The organism is Campylobacter concisus, assembly GCF_001891085.1.
In the GTDB taxonomy this organism is placed as follows: Bacteria; Campylobacterota; Campylobacteria; order Campylobacterales; family Campylobacteraceae; genus Campylobacter_A; species Campylobacter_A concisus_O.
Window position 1 is genome coordinate 189,117 of the sequence record NZ_JXUP01000003.1, and the last position, 16,425, is coordinate 205,541.

Consider the following 16,425-nt stretch of genomic DNA (forward strand, 5'->3'; position numbering starts at 1 on the left):
TGCTTGAAAATTTTACTTTTGTTAATAATATCTTTGTTTAAAGAAGTAAAAAATTATTTTATAAAATTAATATTTATAATTAAATAAATTTTAACTAAAAAATTTAAAATCCCTTTTTTGCGATATATTTTCAAAATATAAAAAATAATATTTTGAAAAATTTTATTTTGATTTGATGAATTTTCAATATTTTAAGCATATTATTCTGAAAGTAAATATCAACTATAATTTTTAATGATTTTTAAAAATTTAGCATATTTAAGGCGAGAGAAATTTTTGAGATATAAATTTTTAAAAGCCCAAATGGATGAAATTTAGGCTTTTAAATTTGCATTAAAATGGCCAGATAGCCTCCATGAGCCTTGTGCCCCAAGGCTTTTTGGTAGATTTGTCTAGCTCGCCCTCGGTTTTGTATAAAATTTTGGCATCAGCTATATATTTTGAGTCGATTTCGTTGTTTTGTGAGATGTCGTAAGGTCTGATAACGCCACTTACTTGCATGATCTGCTTTTCGCCGTTTATAAGTAGCTCGCGACTACCTTCTATGAAATAGTTGCCGTTATTTAGGATTTTTATGATCCTAGCTGAAATGGTTGCGGTAAATTTCTCACTTCTGTTGCTCGTGCCACTTCCTGTAAATTTATTGCCACCACCTGCTTTAAAGCCGATGTCGCCGTATTTGTTTAGATTATCAGCTATATTTGAAAGTGGAGCAGCTCCAGCCGTAAATACACCTCCGCCAAGCGAGATGGTGCTATCTTTATTTGTACTTTTACTACCAGTTGAAGTTTGGCTTGCATTTTCTGAGATAACGATAGTCACGATATCATTTACATTCATCGCTTTTCTATCTGAAAAAAGAGGATTTTCGCCCTTTCCAAAGAGGCTGCCAGCGTTGCTTTGTCCGGTTCCACTATCTTTTGAAGGGAGTTGCTCGACATAAACCGGGGGTTTCATATTGATATGAGGATCAGCACTTGGTGTGCAGCCAGTGCAAATAATGCCCGCAGATAAGACGAGCCAAATCGTTTTATGGTTCATAAAAAATGCCTTAAAATAAGTATCTTTGTGCTAGAATTAAGCAATTTAAGTTCCTAAAAAGGTCGCAAATGAAAAGTTGTTACGTTTTTACAGACAAAAATTTAGCACATCTGCAAGAAATTATAGCTACAAAATTCAAAAAAGTTGAGATTTTTAAGATAATCCCAGATGAAAACGATAAAAATAACTTAATAAATTCAAATGAAAAAGAATTTTTTCTAAAATTTATAGATAAATTTGAAGAGTTAAAAGCCAAAAGCGACTTCGTCATAGTCATTGGCTGTGAGGGCTTTAGTGTCTTTGGCAAAAGCGAGATAAATTTAAAGCTAGCTAGAAATTTAAACGCACCAGTTTTTGATGAAAACGCAAGCGAGCTAAAAGCGCTAAATCCAAACTCAAAGCTTCTAATAACCGATGATTTTGATGAAATTTTGAGCTACAAGGCTGACATAATCACACCATTTAAATTTCAAAGCTTGCTTCTAAAAAGGGCCAAAGTAGCAAACAAGACCGTTGTTTTACCAGAGAGCGACGATGAGAGAATTTTAAAAGCAGCTCACATCGTGCTAGAAAAAGGTGCGGCAAATATCATCTTGCTAGGACTTGAAGATGAAATTTCAAAAAAAGCGGCCGCTTTGGGGCTAAATTTAAGCAAAGCCAAAGTGATCAATCCAGAACAAAATGAGCTAACAAAAGAATTTGCAAAGAAAATTTATGAGCTTAGAAAGCATAAAGGCGTGGACGAAGTCAAGGCAAACGCACTTGCTAAAGATAAAATTTACTTTGCTACGATGCTAATTCATGAAGGCATAGCTGATGCCTTGGTAAGTGGTGCTACAATGAGCACGGCTGATACGATCCGCCCAGCTTTGCAGATCATAAAAACAAAGCCAAATGTAAGTGTGGTAAGTGGGGCATTTTTCATGGCACTTGAAGAGGAAATTTTACTCTTTGCCGACTGCGCCGTCACGCCAAATCCAAGCGCAGATGAGCTAGCTAGCATCACGCTAAGCAGCGCTCAAACGGCAAGTGCTTTTGGACTTAGCCCAAAGATCGCCATGCTAAGCTACTCTACGGCTGATAGTGGAAGTGGGCCTGATGTGGAGTTTGTAAAAGAAGCTGCTAAAAAAGCTAGCGAGCTTGATGCAAATTTAAAAATCTCAGCGCCAATTCAGTTTGACGCAGCCGTTGATCTAAGTGTCGCTGGCAAAAAGATGCCAAACTCAGAGGTTGCTGGGCATGCAAATGTCTTTATTTTTCCAAATTTAAACTGTGGAAATATCTGTTACAAAGCAGTTCAGCGAAGCGCAAACGCCCTAGCCGTAGGTCCGATACTTCAAGGATTAAAAAAGCCGGTTAATGACCTAAGCCGCGGTTGCCTCGTTGAAGACGTGGTAAATACTATCTTAATCAGTGCCATACAAGCAGGAGAATAATATGAGAATTTTGGTTTTAAACTCGGGTAGTAGCTCAATAAAATTTCAACTTTTTGCAATGGATACCAAAACCAGTCTAGCAAGCGGTCTAATAGAGCAAATCGGTAGCTCCAGCTCAAGAGCGGTACTAAAAGCGAATGGTGAAACCTACGAGATAAAACGCTTCATAAAAGACCACCATGACGGACTTGAGGCGATGAACGAGCTCTTTGTCACTTCACACACCTTGCACGATCTAAGCGAGCTTGATGGTATCGGACACAGGATAGTTCACGGCGGCGAGAGCTTTTTTAGCTCGATGATCGTTGATGAGAGCGTCATCAAAAAGATCGAGGAGATAAGTCCACTTGCCCCTCTTCATAACCCAGGGCACCTTGCTGGCATTAAAAACGCAATGAAAGAGAGCAAAAATGTGCCTCACGTGGTCGTTTTTGACACGGTATTTCATCAAAGCATGCCAGAGTACGCCTACCGCTACGCTCTACCTTATGACGTTTGCAAGACTCATCATATCAGAAAATACGGCTTTCACGGCACATCGCATAGATACGTCTGCAAGCAAGCGGCCAAAATGCTTGGCATAGAATTTGATAAATTTAACGCTATCTCACTTCATCTAGGTAACGGCGCCTCAGCCTGTGCAGTACAAAATGGCAAAAGTATCGATACCTCGATGGGGCTTAGCCCACTTGAAGGGCTCATAATGGGTACAAGAAGTGGCGATATGGACCCAGCTGTGGTCATTTACCTGCTAAATATCGGCGTCTTAAAGTGGAACGAGATCGATAACTTTTTAAATAAAAAAAGCGGACTTTTTGGAATTTGTGGCTCAAGCGACATGAGAGATGTTGTGGCCAAAATGCAAGACGATGAGCGAGCAAAGCTTGCATTTGAGATGTTTTGCTACCGAGTGAAAAAATATATTGGCTCATATTACGCCATTTTAGGACGCGTTGATGCGCTCATATTTACCGGCGGTATTGGCGAAAATGCACCAAATACAAGGCAAAAAATTTGTGATGATCTAAAGCATCTTGGCATTCACATAAATCACGATCTAAATTTCTCAAGCGAGAGAGGTGAAAGGTGCATAGATGATAAAGATGCAACAATAAAAACGCTCATCATCCCAACAAACGAAGAGCTAGAAATCGCGATAGAAACGGCTAGAGTAATAAAAGAGAGCAAAGCTAAATAAATAGATGTTTAAAAATAAAATAGTTATTTTGTATTTTGCCAGATTTGATATATAAATTTTAAACCTAGCTCGTTTTAAAATAGAATTAGCATTTTTAGGCTACGAGATAAAAAGCTTTTGCGATTTTAAGCTCGCAAAAGCTTGCAATCAATTTTTCTTAAAAAATCTCAAAATTTTTGCTTGGAGTTTAAACTGATCTGAAAGCTCCATTATCGGATAAGCTCCAGCGTATTTTTTGCCACCAGGCAGATCTTTGCTAACACCACCGCGTGCTGCGATCTGCGCGAAGTCGCCCACTTTTACATGACCAGCTGAGCCGCTTTGTCCGCCCATTACGACGTTTCTGCCTAGCACTGTTGAGCCAGCAAGTCCAGTTTGTGAGACTATTAGGCAGCCATTTCCAAGTTCGCAGTTATGGCCTATTTGAACGAGATTGTCTATCTTTGTGTAGTTTGCGATCATCGTGCTTTCAAAAACGCCGCGATCTATCGTTGTGCAAGCACCGATCTCGACAAAATCGCCTAAAACAACATTGCCATTGTGATAAATTTTTACATGCTCGCCAGTTTTTGTATGTGCATAGCCAAAGCCATCGCTGCCTATAACGCAGTTTGCCAGAAGATGGCACTCATTGCCGATGACGCAGTCGTTGTAGATGACGACATTTGGATGGATGATGCAGTTTTTACCGATAGTTACGTTATCGCCCAAAAATGCTCCAGCCATGACTACCGTATTTTCACCCACGCTCACATTTGAGCCTATGTAGACATTTGGCATTATCTTTGCACTCTTGGCGATATTTGATGGCTTTGGCTCACAAAAAAGTGGCTTAGCATAATCTTTACTAAGCAAGGCAAATGCAAGGTGCGGGTTATCACACACAAGTGTGACCATACCAGCTGGCACCAAGTCTAAAAGCGATTTTGTCACCAATATGGCTCCAGCGTTTGATGTGCTTATAAATTTTGCATTCTTCTCGCCGTCGCAATATGTTAGCTCAGCTTTATTTGCATTTTTTAAAGAATTTAAGGCAAAAATTTCTATATCTTCTCCGCTAAAAGTAGCGTTTACTTTTAAAGCTATTTCACTTAGTTTCATCATATATCCATTATCACAGATCCGCCGCGTACGACGTCAACTGGGTTAAATTTCTTTATCGATTTTAAAAAGCTCTCGATCCTACTCGCATCGTCAGCCACCATGACAACGATGTAGTTTTCGTTTGTATTTGTAACGATACCGTTGTACGACTTTAGTATCGCCTCAAGACCGGCAAAATTTTCACCAAGCGGAATTTTCAGAAGAGCCATCTCTTTTTCGACAAATTCGCCACTTTCTATGACTTTATACGTTGGTATGAGCTTGTGAAGCTGCTTTACGATCTGCTCTAAAACTCTCTCGTCGCCACTTGTTACGATACTTAGCCTTGAGAAGTTGCTCTCAGGTATTGGAGCAACGGTTAGCGTATCGATGTTGTAGCCTCTGCCCGCAAAAAGCCCAGAAATTCTAGCCAAAACGCCGTGTTCATTTAAAACTATAACCGAAATCGTTCTTCTGATACTCATTTTTCTTCCTTGCTCTTTAATATCATATTATAAATCGCAGCTCCAGCTGGAACCATAGGAAGCACATCCTCAAAGCGGTCGATCCTAACGTCGATCATCGCTGATTTCTTACTATCGATCGCTTCTTTTAAAGCCTTTCTAAACTCATCCTTACTCTTGCAAACAAAGCCAACACCACCAAATCCCTCAGCGATCTTGACAAAATCAGGCTGCAAGCTAAGATCAGTCGATGAGTAGCGTTTTTCATAGAAAAATGTCTGCCACTGGCGCACCATGCCCAAGAAATTGTTATTTAAAATGATGTTTATAACGGGCATATTTATCTCATGAGCAGTCATTAATTCTTGGATATTCATAAGTATTGAGCCATCGCCTGTAAAATTTATAACAAGATTGTCTGGTTTTGCACATTTTGCGCCGATCGCTGCAGGGAGGCCGTATCCCATTGTGCCAAGTCCACCACTTGTAACAAGCTGTCTTGCTCGGTTAAACGGATAAAACTGCGCCACCCACATTTGGTGCTGTCCGACGTCTGTTGAGATTATCGCATCAGCTCCTGCTATCTTTGCAGTCTCTTCGATGACCCATTGTGGTTTTAAGACCTTGTCGCTATCTGTGTAGCCAAGTGGATTTAGTTTAGAATATCTATCTAAAATTTCTCTCCAAGGTGCGTAGTTTTCAGGCTTTGCATTGACTTCTTCATAAAGCTCAGTTAGCACGTTTGTAAGATCGCCAACGATTGGATAGTGAGCGTTTATGATCTTTGAGATGGAGCTTGGATCGATATCTATGTGAATTATCTTTGCATGTTTGGCAAACTCATCCGTCCTGCCAGTGATCCTGTCACAAAACCTAGCTCCAAGCGAGATGAGAAGGTCGCACTCACTAAGTGCCATATTTGAAGCGTAGCTACCATGCATGCCTGCCATGCCTAAATTTAGCTCATCTTTTGCATCAAGCACGCCAAGAGCCATCAGTGTCTCAACTGCTGGGATGCCAGTTTTTTTCATAAATTTACGGATGATCTCGCTTGCATTTGATGCGACTGCACCGCCACCGATGTATAGAAGTGGTCTTTTAGCTTCATTTATCGCAACTGCTGCTTTTTTTATCTGCTTTTGGTTGCCTTTATAAGTTGGCTTATAGCTTGGGATAGAAATTTCTTTTGGATAGACAAAGTCACCAAGTCTTGATGTGATATTTTTTGGGATATCGATATGAACCGGTCCTGGACGGCCTGATCTTGCGATGTAAAACGCCTCTTTTATGATACGAGGTAGCTCTTCAACGCTATTAACTAAAAAGTTATGCTTAACACAGGGGCGTGAAATGCCGACCGCATCGATCTCTTGAAAAGCATCTGTACCGATCATAAATGTTGGCACCTGACCGCTTATAAGCACGATTGGGATACTGTCGCTATAAGCTGTTGCAAGGCCAGTGACTGCATTTGTAAAGCCAGGGCCACTTGTCACAAAAGCAACGCCAACTTTACCACTAACTCTAGCGTATCCATCGGCTGCATGAACGGCTGCTTGCTCGTGGCGAACCAAAACGTGCTTAAAATAAGTTTGTTTATATGTCTCGTCGTAGATATTTAAAGCTGCACCGCCAGGATAGCCAAAAACTATCTCAACGCCCTCTTCGTGCAAGGCCTCGCTTATCATCTGTGAACCGGAAATCTGTTTTATCATCACTTTAGCCTTTTGATAAATTTATCGCAGATTATATCCCAAAGCATTTTAAATCCATTTTAACTTTCTAGCGAATTTTAGGTATTGCTTTGATTTTCTTGAAAAATTTTTAAATAGTTTAGAAGAATAATACAAAATATTTTACATAAAATTAAACATATTATTTTTAGTAAATTTGATAAATTTAAGTAAGCAAAGACTATAAAATTTTAAGAGTTAAAACTCATTTGTATAAATTTTAGGCTTAATCTTTTGAATAAACTAAGCCAAAAATTTTGCTTCGTTTTTTATATCATTTAGCTTTTTAACGGCCTCGTCAAAGTCGTCAGAATTTATAAAAACATTAATATTTTCATTTTTCTTATAGACTTTATCGTAGTATTTTGTGAGTAAAATTTCAGCTACTTTAGCAATATCATTTTCATTAAATTTAACCACAGCTTCATCTCTAGCTTTTTTATCAATAAATGGCGAAATTTTCTTCATACACTCGTCAAAAAAGGCTTTATCCACGCTTTTATAGTCATCTACTATACAAGAAATTCTTTTTTCTAAACTTGCACCTACTTCGACATTTATGCCACTACGCATCGCCTCATAAAGACTTTTTGGCAAACTTAACGAGCCGATCCTTCTGCTCTCGCCCTCGATAAAGCAAATTTCATCTTTTAGCGTGATGAGCTTTTCAAACAACGCATCTTCAAAGCTTTTTTGGCTTGGCTGCGCGCCATTTATCGCTCCAAAGACAGAGCCTAGGTGATTTGCCATAGCTTCAAGGTCTATTGATGGGCTTAGAGCCCTTATTAGCTTACTTTTATAGCAGCCAGTATTTCCAAAAAGAGTGATAAATTTCGTGCTCAAAGGTCGATTTAGAAATTCTAAAACGTGATTTCTATAAGTTTTATAACCGCCACTAAGTCTAAAAACTCTATATCCTATCATGCTTAGCACATAGCCAACAGAATTTGATCTAAGCCCGCCTTTAGCGCAGTAGATGCCAATAGCTGAACCAACCTTGGCTCTTTTATAAACCTCATCAATGATATTTTGTAAATTTTTGCAGATATATTTTGCGCCAAGGCTCTTTGCTAGGGATCTATCGCTTTTATAGAGCGTGCCTACCTCTTTATGTTCTATGTCATTTAAAGCGTATAAATTTATAGCATCTTTTATGTGAGAATATAAAAATTCATGTGGCGATCTTGCGTCTATTAAAATTTCAAAAGAGCTTCTTTTCTCTAGCCACTGCTCTGCATCAAGCTCAAATAACGGCACTAAATGCCTTTTTTAATTTCTCAAAAAGTGGATGAAATGGCGTGCCATTTACTCTCACATCAGAGATGGTGGTTATAAAATTTGTATCCCCGCTCCACCTTGGCACAAGGTGATAATGCACGTGCTCAGCTATGCCAGCTCCTGCTGCTTTGCCTAAATTCATACCTATATTTACGCCATTAGCATAAAGCTCTTTTTTTAAAATTTCAACTCCAAGCCTTACAAATTTACTCATCTCAAACCAAGTCTGCTCATCAAGCTCTTCGATCTTATCGGTATGCTGATTTGGTATTATCATAAAATGTCCTGGAGAATACGGATATAAATTCATAATCCCAAAACAATGTTTAGCTCGAAAAAGCACACCATTTTTATCATCATCATCTGAGTTTACAACATCACAAAAAACACAGCTATCTTTTTTAGCGCTAAAGTATTCGCTTCTCCAAGGGGCACAAAGGTGCTGCATTACTCGCCCTCCTTTATCTTTTTGACGGCATTTTTTATATTATCTTGCCTCATAAAATGCTCTCCTATCAAGAAGGCATCAACGCCTATTTTGCTTAGCTGCCTAAGCTGTTCATGCTCATAAAGACCACTTTCAGCGACTATTATCTTGCCATTTGGCAAAAGTGGTATAAGCTTCTCGCAAAGACTCATATCCATCGTAAAATCATCTAAATTTCTGTGATTTATACCTATTATATTTGCTCCTGCAAAGATAGCCTTTTTCACATCACTCGCGTCGTGAGTTTCAACCAAAACCTCAAGCCCTAAATGATGAGCGTAGTCTAAAAGCTCTTTTAGCTCGCCTTGTGTTAGTGCTTTTGCGATAAGCAAGATAAAATCCGCTCCATAAACAAGAGCTTCAAGAATTTGATACTTATCAATAATAAAATCTTTTCTAAGGATCGGCCTTGATGCGTAGCGGCGAACTTGAGTGATGTACTCGATGTCGCCTTTAAACCAATGTGGTTCAGTTAATATACTAAAAGCATTTGCGTATTCTTCATACTCCTGAGCGATTTTTATCGGCTCAAAATCCTCTCTTATCACACCCTTACTTGGGCTTGCTTTTTTGATCTCGGCTATGATTTTTATAGGCTCATTTTGACTTGCTCTAAGCGCGCTTAAAACATCTCTTGGCACATATGGGTTATATGCTAATGAGCGACCAAGCCACTCCTCAGGGAAGTCTGCTTTTCTTTTTTCAAGATCATCTTTAGTCTTTTTTATTATCTCATCAAGTATCATTTTTTAAGCCTTTTATTTAGATTTATTATACAGCGCTCTATTAGGTGCAAATGTTCTTTTGCCTCTTTTGAAGCTCTAAAATCAATATCTTTCATCGCGTGCTGCATAATGCCCTTTGCCTTTTTGCACTCACCAAGCTTAAAATATCCCCACGCTAGCGAATCCTCATAATAAGGCGACTCAGGCGAGATAGCAAGCGCCTTTTGCACAAGCTCTATACCCTTTCTAGGGTCAATATCATGATCTATCAGCAAGTAGCCATAATAGTTAAAAAACATATCATTTTCTAGCTTTGGCACGCTAGCTTCAAATTTGTCTAAAATTTCAGACATTTTTTGTTCGTTCAAGTTATCTTTATTCATCTCGTATTCGTAAATCGCGGCTTTTGCTAAAAAATTTAAATCCCTGCTATCGTTATAAATTTTAACAGCAAGTATGTATGCATCACCAAAATTACTAGTCGCCGCATAAAGATCCATAAGCGCTATATCGTTGTAGCTATATTTTTTTAAAATTTCAATTGCTGCTTTGTAATTTTTATCATAGATAAAAAACTGCACAATCTTATCAATATACGAAGTGTCGTGATTTAGCTCATAAAGCTCTTCAAAGAGTTCGATCACCTTTGGGAAATTTCTTTGCTGGGAGTAAATTTCAGCCAAAAGCTCGCAAGTCTTTAGCGTGCAGCCTTGTTCATCTCTAAATTTTTCAAGATATTTTGTAGCGTCTTTTATCTTATCCATGCGATTTATCAAAATATCAACGATACGGAGCAAGTTTTCTTCTTCTTGCTTTAGCGAGTATGCCTCTTCAAAGTATTTTAGCGCAGTCGTTGTTTCATTTTGCATCATACAAATAGTGCCAAGCATGAGTAAATTTTGGGCATTTGGCTCTTTTGTGGCAAGCTCTTGCATTAAACTTTTAGCCTCATTTAGCTTTGAAAGATTTACTAAATTTGCCACCTTTATACGGATAAAATCGCTATCGTCTTTTAAGCTTTTTTCGCCTTCACTTATCAAAGTGTCTAAATTTTCATTTTTTGTAGCAAAGGCGAGTTTGATCGCCTCTTTTAAATAAGCTTTTTGATTTGTGTCTTTAAAAATGTTTGAGTAAGCTTGAATACTAGCATTCACATCTCCGCTATCTTGAAACAATAAAGCCTGCATTAGACGTAAATTTATACTTTTATTATCGTCAGCCAAAAGTAGCTGCGAGTTAAAAAATACGCTCATAAAAAATACTAAAATTTTACGCCAATACATTCTGCTTTTAGCTCCTTTAAATTTTTTTTAAAATAATTCCAAAACGGAAAAGTCCTACACTGCTGTGGCCTTAGCTCATAAACCGAGCAGTTTTTATTTTTTTCATCAAAAAATACACAAGCAAAGCCATCTTCATAAGGTTTCTCTTTTATGCTACACCTTAGCCCAACTCTTATTAAAAACTGCTTTTCAAACTCATCTTTACTCATATGAAATGCAGTGCAAAATTTTGAAATTTCTTCTTCGTTTATCCAAATGTAGCCGCTCTCTCCTGTGCAACACTTGCCGCCACAGCTCTCGCAAAAGCTGGCATCAAACTCATAGCTAAAGCCTTGCACCCTCACGCTAGCCCCTGATAATCAACGCTGTTTGTATTAGCTTTTTTAAAAATTTCAATCGCCTCTTTTGTATGCGAGCCATTTTTACTCATCACTAAAGGCGGCAAAATTTTTAGCTTTGAGTTTGAATTATTTCTTACCTCAAACAGGGCTAAATTTGCTGGTTTATCAGCCTTTGTATGAATAAATTTTAGGCTTACTAAATTTAGCTTAAACTCTTTTAGACACATTACGATCTGGCTAAGATCATCAGGTGCATAGCAAAAAAACGCCCTTTTATGAGGTTTTAAATTTATACTTATGCCTTTTATAAAGTCTTTTAAACTTAAAGAGCTTGTGTATCTACTAGCCTTTATATGCTCATCTTCGCTTTGTTTCGCACCCTCGTGATAAAATGGCGGATTTGATACGATGAGGTCAAATTTCTCACTATCTTTAAAATTTGCAAAATTAGCATTTATAATTTCTGCCTCCAAGCCGTTCTTACTGGCATTAAATTTAGAAATTTCACCATTTATCTGCAAGATATCAAGCAAGCTTAGGCTGGAATTTTTAAAGTCACGTTTAAGTAAAAGTCCTAGTATCCCGCACCCTGCGCCAACGTCTAAAATCCTACCTGAAAAATTTTTCAAACTTGAGCTTATAAAATCATAAAGTACCAGCGTATCGCTGTTGTAGCGATAGCCACTTTTTAGCTGAGCCAAGATCATCTATAAACCTTGATGATAAAGCCGCGCGTGACATCTTTTACGATCACTTCGGAGCTAAAGCTGATCCTTGCAAAATCGCCAAATTCTTCTTTTATAAGCTCGGCTGCTGCCTTTGCGCGCTCTTTGCCAACGCCGTAATTTACATAGTTATTTAGCCTGCCAAGATCGTCTTTTTTGATACTTTGAGCCACATTTGACGGGATGACAAAATTTTTCTTATCTACGATCGGAATTATCTCATAAAGGTAGTTTGAGTTAAATCTTTGTAAAAATTCGCTCACTCTATTCTTACACATCACGCTAACCTTATCTTTTACGTCCATGTCATCACACTCAAGGCTAGAGATCAAAACTAGCTTTGTTGGCGTCTCTGGCTTAGTTGTCGCCTGCAAGATATTTTTTAAATTCACATTTTCATTTTCAAGCTCATCTTGCCTATTTAAATTTTGCTCGATATCTTTTTGAAGTTCGATGATCTTGGCATTTACTGGACTTCCTTTTACGCTAGATGAGCTAAGTTCATTTATTTTAGAATTTAACCTTTCAATCGTCTTATTACTCTCGTTTAACTTATGTTTTGCACTTTCAAGCTCATTTTGTAAGCTTAGTAAATTTTTACCGCCACTTTTATTGCTATCAGCAAAAAGAGCTGACGTATCGGCTATCTTTTTTTGCAAAATATTTATTTGCTGGCGCAAAATTTCATAGTTTTGCATATCGATCTTTAGCGTTCTTTTTTGAGCTTCTAGCTCATTTTGCTTTGCTACTAACATTTGACTAGTTTGTGTAAGATTATTTTCCAGCTCTTTTATCTTTTCATCTTTTAAATTTATCTTTGCACTTAAATTTTTTAATTCGCTGTCATTTAAACCAAGCTTTTGGGTCTGCAAAGAGATAGTTTGGTTTTGCTCAAACAAAGTTTTTAAAAATTTATTCGTCTTTGTATCAAGCGTCTTTAACTCATCTCGTGCATTTTTAAAGCTCTCTTCACTTAAATTTAGCTTTTTATTTAGCTCACTTAGACTTGCATTTGCATCTAAATTTTGCTTCTCTAGCTTTTTATTTATCAAATTTACTCGCTCAAGCTCTTTTTTAAGCGAATTTATATTTTCATTTGCGAGTTTATTTTCCTGCTCGCTTTTAAGATTTTTTTCTTTTAGATCATTAAAACTTTTATGAAGTGCCGCAAGAGAGGCATTTAGTTCTAAATTTTTACCATTATAGTTTTCAACTGCCAAATCTTTTGAGTTTAAATTTTTCTTTATCTCATCAAGCTCATAAATTCTGTCTTTTAAGGCGGTCTTGCTTGACTCAAGAGCCTCCTCAAGATCAATTATCTTATTTGCCTTTTTTGAAAGCTCATCCTCCATAACGCTTTTTTGCGTTTCAAAGCCATCAGTTAGTGCATTTATCTCTTTTTCATAACTAAATTTTTGTGTCTTAGCGTCACTTTTTGCTCGCTCGATCTCCTCTTTTAAAAGCAAAATTTCTTTTTTTTCGTTTTTATCTTTTTCATTTTGAGTATTTTCATACTCTTTTATTAGTGCGTCTTTTTGAGTCAGTGTCGTATTTAGCTCTATATTTTGCTCTTTTAAAGCTGTGTAATTTGCCTCAGCCATCTCTTTAAATTTAGCAAAATTTGCTTCGATGTCTTTTACCTTACTTTCATCGCCATTTTTTGCCTCATTTATCGCATTTTCAAGGTCTATTATCTTTTTTTCATAGGCTTTTGAGCTCTCAATCATATCAGCTTGAGCTTCATTTAGCCGTTTTGTGAGAGTTTGTATATTTTCAAAGTGTTGTGCTTCAAGCTCGCCAAGCGTCTTTTGATTTTTTTCAACTATCTCATTTTTTTCATTTTCGATATTTTTTTTCATCTCTGAAATTTTGCTTATAAAGTCTAAATTTTTCTCGCTGATATCGACATTATCAGTAGCTAAAATTTTATTTTTTTTACTTAGCTCACGAACTTGCTCCTGAAGTTCGTTTACATCATTTGATAAATTTCGATCGTTCGTTTCAGTAAAATTTTGGATATAGCTTTTTGGAGTTATATATCCACCATATTCGTAAAGATCATCTTTGCTGATGTATTTTTGTCTCTCTTCTTCTGGCAAATTGTCAAAATTTATAGAATAAATCGTTTGATTAGTATCTTTTGGTGTCTCATCTTCTTTTGGAGATTTAAAAAACGATAGACAAAAGCCAGCTATCAAACAAAAAATAGCTAGTAAAATTTTATTTATCAAGCTTATGCCTTGCCTTTTAAAATGTCTTTTATGACGTGATGAGCGTGATTTAGAGCAACGACTATTGAGCCGCCATTTTTTAGCACGATGTCACCGCCCACATAAAGTCCTGGCACGCTACTTTGGTAGTTACTATCAACTATTGGAGTGCCTTTTTCATCGATTTTTATCTGACATTTTTGTAAAAAATCAACCGGACTTGAGCCGCCTATTGCATAGACAACTCTGTCATAAACGCGAATTTTGCCATTTTCGTAATGCACTCTAACCTTGCCTGATTCGTTATCTATCTCTTTTATATCGTGATTTAGTCTAACTTTTATCTTGCCGTGCTTTTCTAGCTCCCAAAGTGCGCTTAAATTTGTCTCATTTACGCGGCTAAAATTATCTTTTCTATAAGCGATTGTGGTTTTATTGTATTGGCAAAGCTCGATCGCATACTCAACTGCTGAGTTTCCGCCACCTACAACAAGCACCTTTTCGCCGTTTGTACAGCTATCGAGGTTAAAATTTACAACCGAGTTTAGTGAAGGAGGGATTTTATAATCAGGCTTATTTGGTCGTCCCATTTTGCCAATTGATATCATTACATTTTTAGCTTCATAGACGGCTTTTGAGGTAGTTACTTTAAAAATTTCTCCATCTTTTTTCACGCTCTCTACTTCAGAATTAAAAAAAGCTTCGATCTTTTCAGTATCAAGCAGCTTATCAAAATAATCAAGCGTGCTCTCTTTCGTGCCATCCTCAAATGAAACTACGCCATGTATCGTGCTATCTTGCCCTTTATACTCTTTATCCACACGCTTATTATCTTTGTAAAATTTTCTGATCGTTTGGCTATGATTGTCACCTTTTTCAAGGAGCAAAACATTATTTAAACCATTTCTTTTTGCCTCAACTACGCTAGCAATTCCACAGGGTCCGCCACCAACAACGATTAGATCATAAACATTTACCATCTTTTTCTCCAAATTTTATAATTTTAAGCTTTTTTGACTAGATCAGCCATCAAAAATGCAAGCTCAAGTGCCTGATCAGCATTTAGCCTTGGATCACATTGTGTTTCATATCTTTGCTCAAGCGAACTTTCAGTAATGTTTAATGCCCCACCTGTGCACTCAGTCACATCTTGGCCTGTCATCTCAAGATGCACACCGCCAGCTCTTGTGCCCTCAGCTTTGTGAATTTCAAAAAAGCTTCTAACCTCGCTTATTATCTTGTCAAATTCTCTGGTTTTGTAGTTATTTGATGTTTTTACGGTGTTGCCATGCATCGGATCGATGCTATAAACGATATTTAGGCCTTCTCGCTTTAGCTCTCTTAAAATTTTTGGTAAATTTTCGCCTATCTTATCAGCACCCATTCTAATTATCACATTTAGTCTGCCAGCTTCATTTTCTGGATTTAGCTTATTTGCAAGCGCGATGACATCCTCAGCCTTTGCACTTGGTCCGATCTTTACGCCAATAGGATTTTTTACACCGCTTAAAAAATGTACGTGAGCATCGTTTATACCACGTGTTCTCTCGCCTATCCAAAGCATATGAGCCGAGCAGTCATACCACTCACCACTAAGACTATCAATCCTAGTTAATGCCTCTTCATAACGTAGTAAAAGTGCCTCGTGAGATGTATAAACCGCGGTTTGATTTATGACTGGCGTATTTGCTGAAGTGATGCCACAAGCTGCCATAAATGAAAGCGTCTTTGTTAGCTCATCAGCTAGTTTTGCGTATTTTTCGCCGATCTCTGGCTTTTTAACAAAGCCTAAATTCCACTTATGCACTTGATGAAGGTCGGCCAAACCACCTCTTGAAAAGGCTCTAAGTAAGTTCATCGTAGATGCGCTTTGATAATATGCCTCTATCATACGTTTTGGATCAGGCACTCTTGCCTTTTCGTCAAATTCAAAGCCATTTATGATGTCGCCTCTATAGCTTGGAAGCTTAACGCCATTTGCCTCTTCAAAATCGCTACTTCTAGGCTTTGCAAACTGCCCTGCCACGCGGCCCACTTTGACCACTGGATAGCCACCAGCAAAGGTTAAAACTATCGCCATTTGAAGTAAAACCTTAAACATATCTCTGATGTTGTTTGCATTAAAATTTGTAAAGCTCTCAGCGCAGTCGCCACCTTGAAGCAAAAATGCCTCGCCATTGCAAACTTTTGCAAGTTCTTCTTTTAAACTTCTAGCCTCGCCAGCAAAGACCAAAGGAGGAAGTGATTTTAATTTTTCTTCGACCTCTTTAAGCTCTTTTAAATCTGGATAATTTGGTTGTTGCAAGATATTAAATTCTCTCCAGCTATCGCGGTTCCAAGTCATTTATTTTCCTATCTTTTTTGCCTTAAATTAGACGCTGATTATATCACGGCAAACTTAAAAAATAAAAGCCATTAATG

At 37.5% G+C, this 16,425-nt stretch carries 15 protein-coding genes; 2 read left to right on the plus strand and 13 right to left on the minus strand.

Annotation, left to right across the window (positions count from 1 at the left end; translation table 11 throughout):
- Positions 1 to 333 precede the first annotated feature (333 nt).
- Entirely contained in the window at positions 334 to 1,041 is a 708-nt protein-coding gene (flgH, locus tag TH67_RS02915; protein ID WP_072594280.1) for a flagellar basal body L-ring protein FlgH, read from the minus strand.
- 68 nt (positions 1,042 to 1,109) lie between these two features.
- Between flgH and pta the strand changes: the two genes are divergently transcribed.
- Positions 1,110 to 2,477: a phosphate acetyltransferase gene (gene pta, locus TH67_RS02920; RefSeq protein ID WP_072594281.1), complete on the plus strand. Its 1,368-nt coding sequence runs from the start codon at positions 1,110 to 1,112 to the stop codon at positions 2,475 to 2,477.
- A gap of 1 nt (position 2,478) precedes the next feature.
- Positions 2,479 to 3,675: an acetate kinase gene (locus TH67_RS02925; RefSeq protein ID WP_072594282.1), complete on the plus strand. Its 1,197-nt coding sequence runs from the start codon at positions 2,479 to 2,481 to the stop codon at positions 3,673 to 3,675.
- Between the two features lie 147 nt (positions 3,676 to 3,822).
- Here TH67_RS02925 and lpxD read toward each other — a convergent pair whose 3' ends face one another.
- The 12 genes from lpxD to TH67_RS02985 all read right to left on the minus strand — a co-directional run bounded on the left by lpxD (position 3,823) and on the right by TH67_RS02985 (position 16,348).
- Entirely contained in the window at positions 3,823 to 4,776 is a 954-nt protein-coding gene (gene lpxD, locus TH67_RS02930) for a UDP-3-O-(3-hydroxymyristoyl)glucosamine N-acyltransferase (protein ID WP_072594283.1), read from the minus strand.
- Positions 4,776 to 5,237 (minus strand): acetolactate synthase small subunit, encoded by a 462-nt coding sequence (gene ilvN / locus TH67_RS02935; RefSeq protein WP_257638027.1) that lies wholly within the window; start codon positions 5,235 to 5,237, stop codon positions 4,776 to 4,778. The genes lpxD and ilvN overlap by 1 nt, the downstream gene beginning before the upstream one ends.
- Before the next feature lie 2 nt (positions 5,238 to 5,239).
- Positions 5,240 to 6,934, minus strand: a complete 1,695-nt coding sequence (locus TH67_RS02940) for an acetolactate synthase large subunit (protein ID WP_257638028.1) — start codon at positions 6,932 to 6,934, stop codon at positions 5,240 to 5,242.
- Between the two features lie 264 nt (positions 6,935 to 7,198).
- Positions 7,199 to 8,212 carry a tRNA 2-selenouridine(34) synthase MnmH gene (mnmH, locus tag TH67_RS02945; protein ID WP_072594286.1) on the minus strand — a complete coding sequence of 338 codons (1,014 nt, stop codon included), beginning with the start codon at positions 8,210 to 8,212 and terminating at the stop codon, positions 7,199 to 7,201.
- Entirely contained in the window at positions 8,199 to 8,681 is a 483-nt protein-coding gene (locus tag TH67_RS02950) for an HIT family protein (RefSeq protein WP_072594287.1), read from the minus strand. Before TH67_RS02950 ends, mnmH begins: the two co-directional genes overlap by 14 nt.
- The gene (gene trpC / locus TH67_RS02955) at positions 8,681 to 9,466 is read right to left on the minus strand and encodes an indole-3-glycerol phosphate synthase TrpC (protein WP_072594288.1); all 786 of its coding nucleotides are present in this window, start codon (positions 9,464 to 9,466) and stop codon (positions 8,681 to 8,683) included. The genes TH67_RS02950 and trpC overlap by 1 nt, the downstream gene beginning before the upstream one ends.
- Complete coding sequence (locus tag TH67_RS02960; RefSeq protein ID WP_072594289.1) at positions 9,463 to 10,728, minus strand: tetratricopeptide repeat protein; 1,266 nt, start codon at positions 10,726 to 10,728, stop codon at positions 9,463 to 9,465. Before TH67_RS02960 ends, trpC begins: the two co-directional genes overlap by 4 nt.
- On the minus strand, positions 10,707 to 11,072 hold the full coding sequence (locus tag TH67_RS02965) for a YkgJ family cysteine cluster protein (RefSeq protein WP_021091298.1): 366 nt from the start codon (positions 11,070 to 11,072) through the stop codon (positions 10,707 to 10,709). The genes TH67_RS02960 and TH67_RS02965 overlap by 22 nt, the downstream gene beginning before the upstream one ends.
- A complete protein-coding gene (locus tag TH67_RS02970; RefSeq protein ID WP_072594290.1) occupies positions 11,069 to 11,776 on the minus strand; it encodes a tRNA1(Val) (adenine(37)-N6)-methyltransferase in 708 nt (235 codons plus the stop codon). Before TH67_RS02970 ends, TH67_RS02965 begins: the two co-directional genes overlap by 4 nt.
- Entirely contained in the window at positions 11,773 to 14,025 is a 2,253-nt protein-coding gene (locus tag TH67_RS02975) for a vesicular transport factor Uso1p (RefSeq protein ID WP_072594291.1), read from the minus strand. Before TH67_RS02975 ends, TH67_RS02970 begins: the two co-directional genes overlap by 4 nt.
- 2 nt (positions 14,026 to 14,027) lie before the next feature.
- On the minus strand, positions 14,028 to 14,984 hold the full coding sequence (locus tag TH67_RS02980; RefSeq protein WP_072594292.1) for an NAD(P)/FAD-dependent oxidoreductase: 957 nt from the start codon (positions 14,982 to 14,984) through the stop codon (positions 14,028 to 14,030).
- 23 nt (positions 14,985 to 15,007) lie between these two features.
- The gene (locus TH67_RS02985; protein ID WP_072594293.1) at positions 15,008 to 16,348 is read right to left on the minus strand and encodes a class II 3-deoxy-7-phosphoheptulonate synthase; all 1,341 of its coding nucleotides are present in this window, start codon (positions 16,346 to 16,348) and stop codon (positions 15,008 to 15,010) included.
- Between the last annotated feature and the right edge of the window lie 77 nt (positions 16,349 to 16,425).

Bases quoted from the DNA above. Each gene is read 5' to 3' on its own strand.
- flgH (WP_072594280.1), bottom strand. From the start codon at position 1,041: ATGAACCATAAAACGATTTGGCTCGTCTTATCTGCGGGCATTATTTGC.
- pta (WP_072594281.1), top strand. From the start codon at position 1,110: ATGAAAAGTTGTTACGTTTTTACAGACAAAAATTTAGCACATCTGCAA.
- TH67_RS02925 (WP_072594282.1), top strand. From the start codon at position 2,479: ATGAGAATTTTGGTTTTAAACTCGGGTAGTAGCTCAATAAAATTTCAA.
- lpxD (WP_072594283.1), bottom strand. From the start codon at position 4,776: ATGAAACTAAGTGAAATAGCTTTAAAAGTAAACGCTACTTTTAGCGGA.
- TH67_RS02950 (WP_072594287.1), bottom strand. From the start codon at position 8,681: ATGCAGCACCTTTGTGCCCCTTGGAGAAGCGAATACTTTAGCGCTAAA.
- trpC (WP_072594288.1), bottom strand. From the start codon at position 9,466: ATGATACTTGATGAGATAATAAAAAAGACTAAAGATGATCTTGAAAAA.
- TH67_RS02960 (WP_072594289.1), bottom strand. From the start codon at position 10,728: ATGTATTGGCGTAAAATTTTAGTATTTTTTATGAGCGTATTTTTTAAC.
- TH67_RS02970 (WP_072594290.1), bottom strand. From the start codon at position 11,776: ATGATCTTGGCTCAGCTAAAAAGTGGCTATCGCTACAACAGCGATACG.
- TH67_RS02980 (WP_072594292.1), bottom strand. From the start codon at position 14,984: ATGGTAAATGTTTATGATCTAATCGTTGTTGGTGGCGGACCCTGTGGA.
- TH67_RS02985 (WP_072594293.1), bottom strand. From the start codon at position 16,348: ATGACTTGGAACCGCGATAGCTGGAGAGAATTTAATATCTTGCAACAA.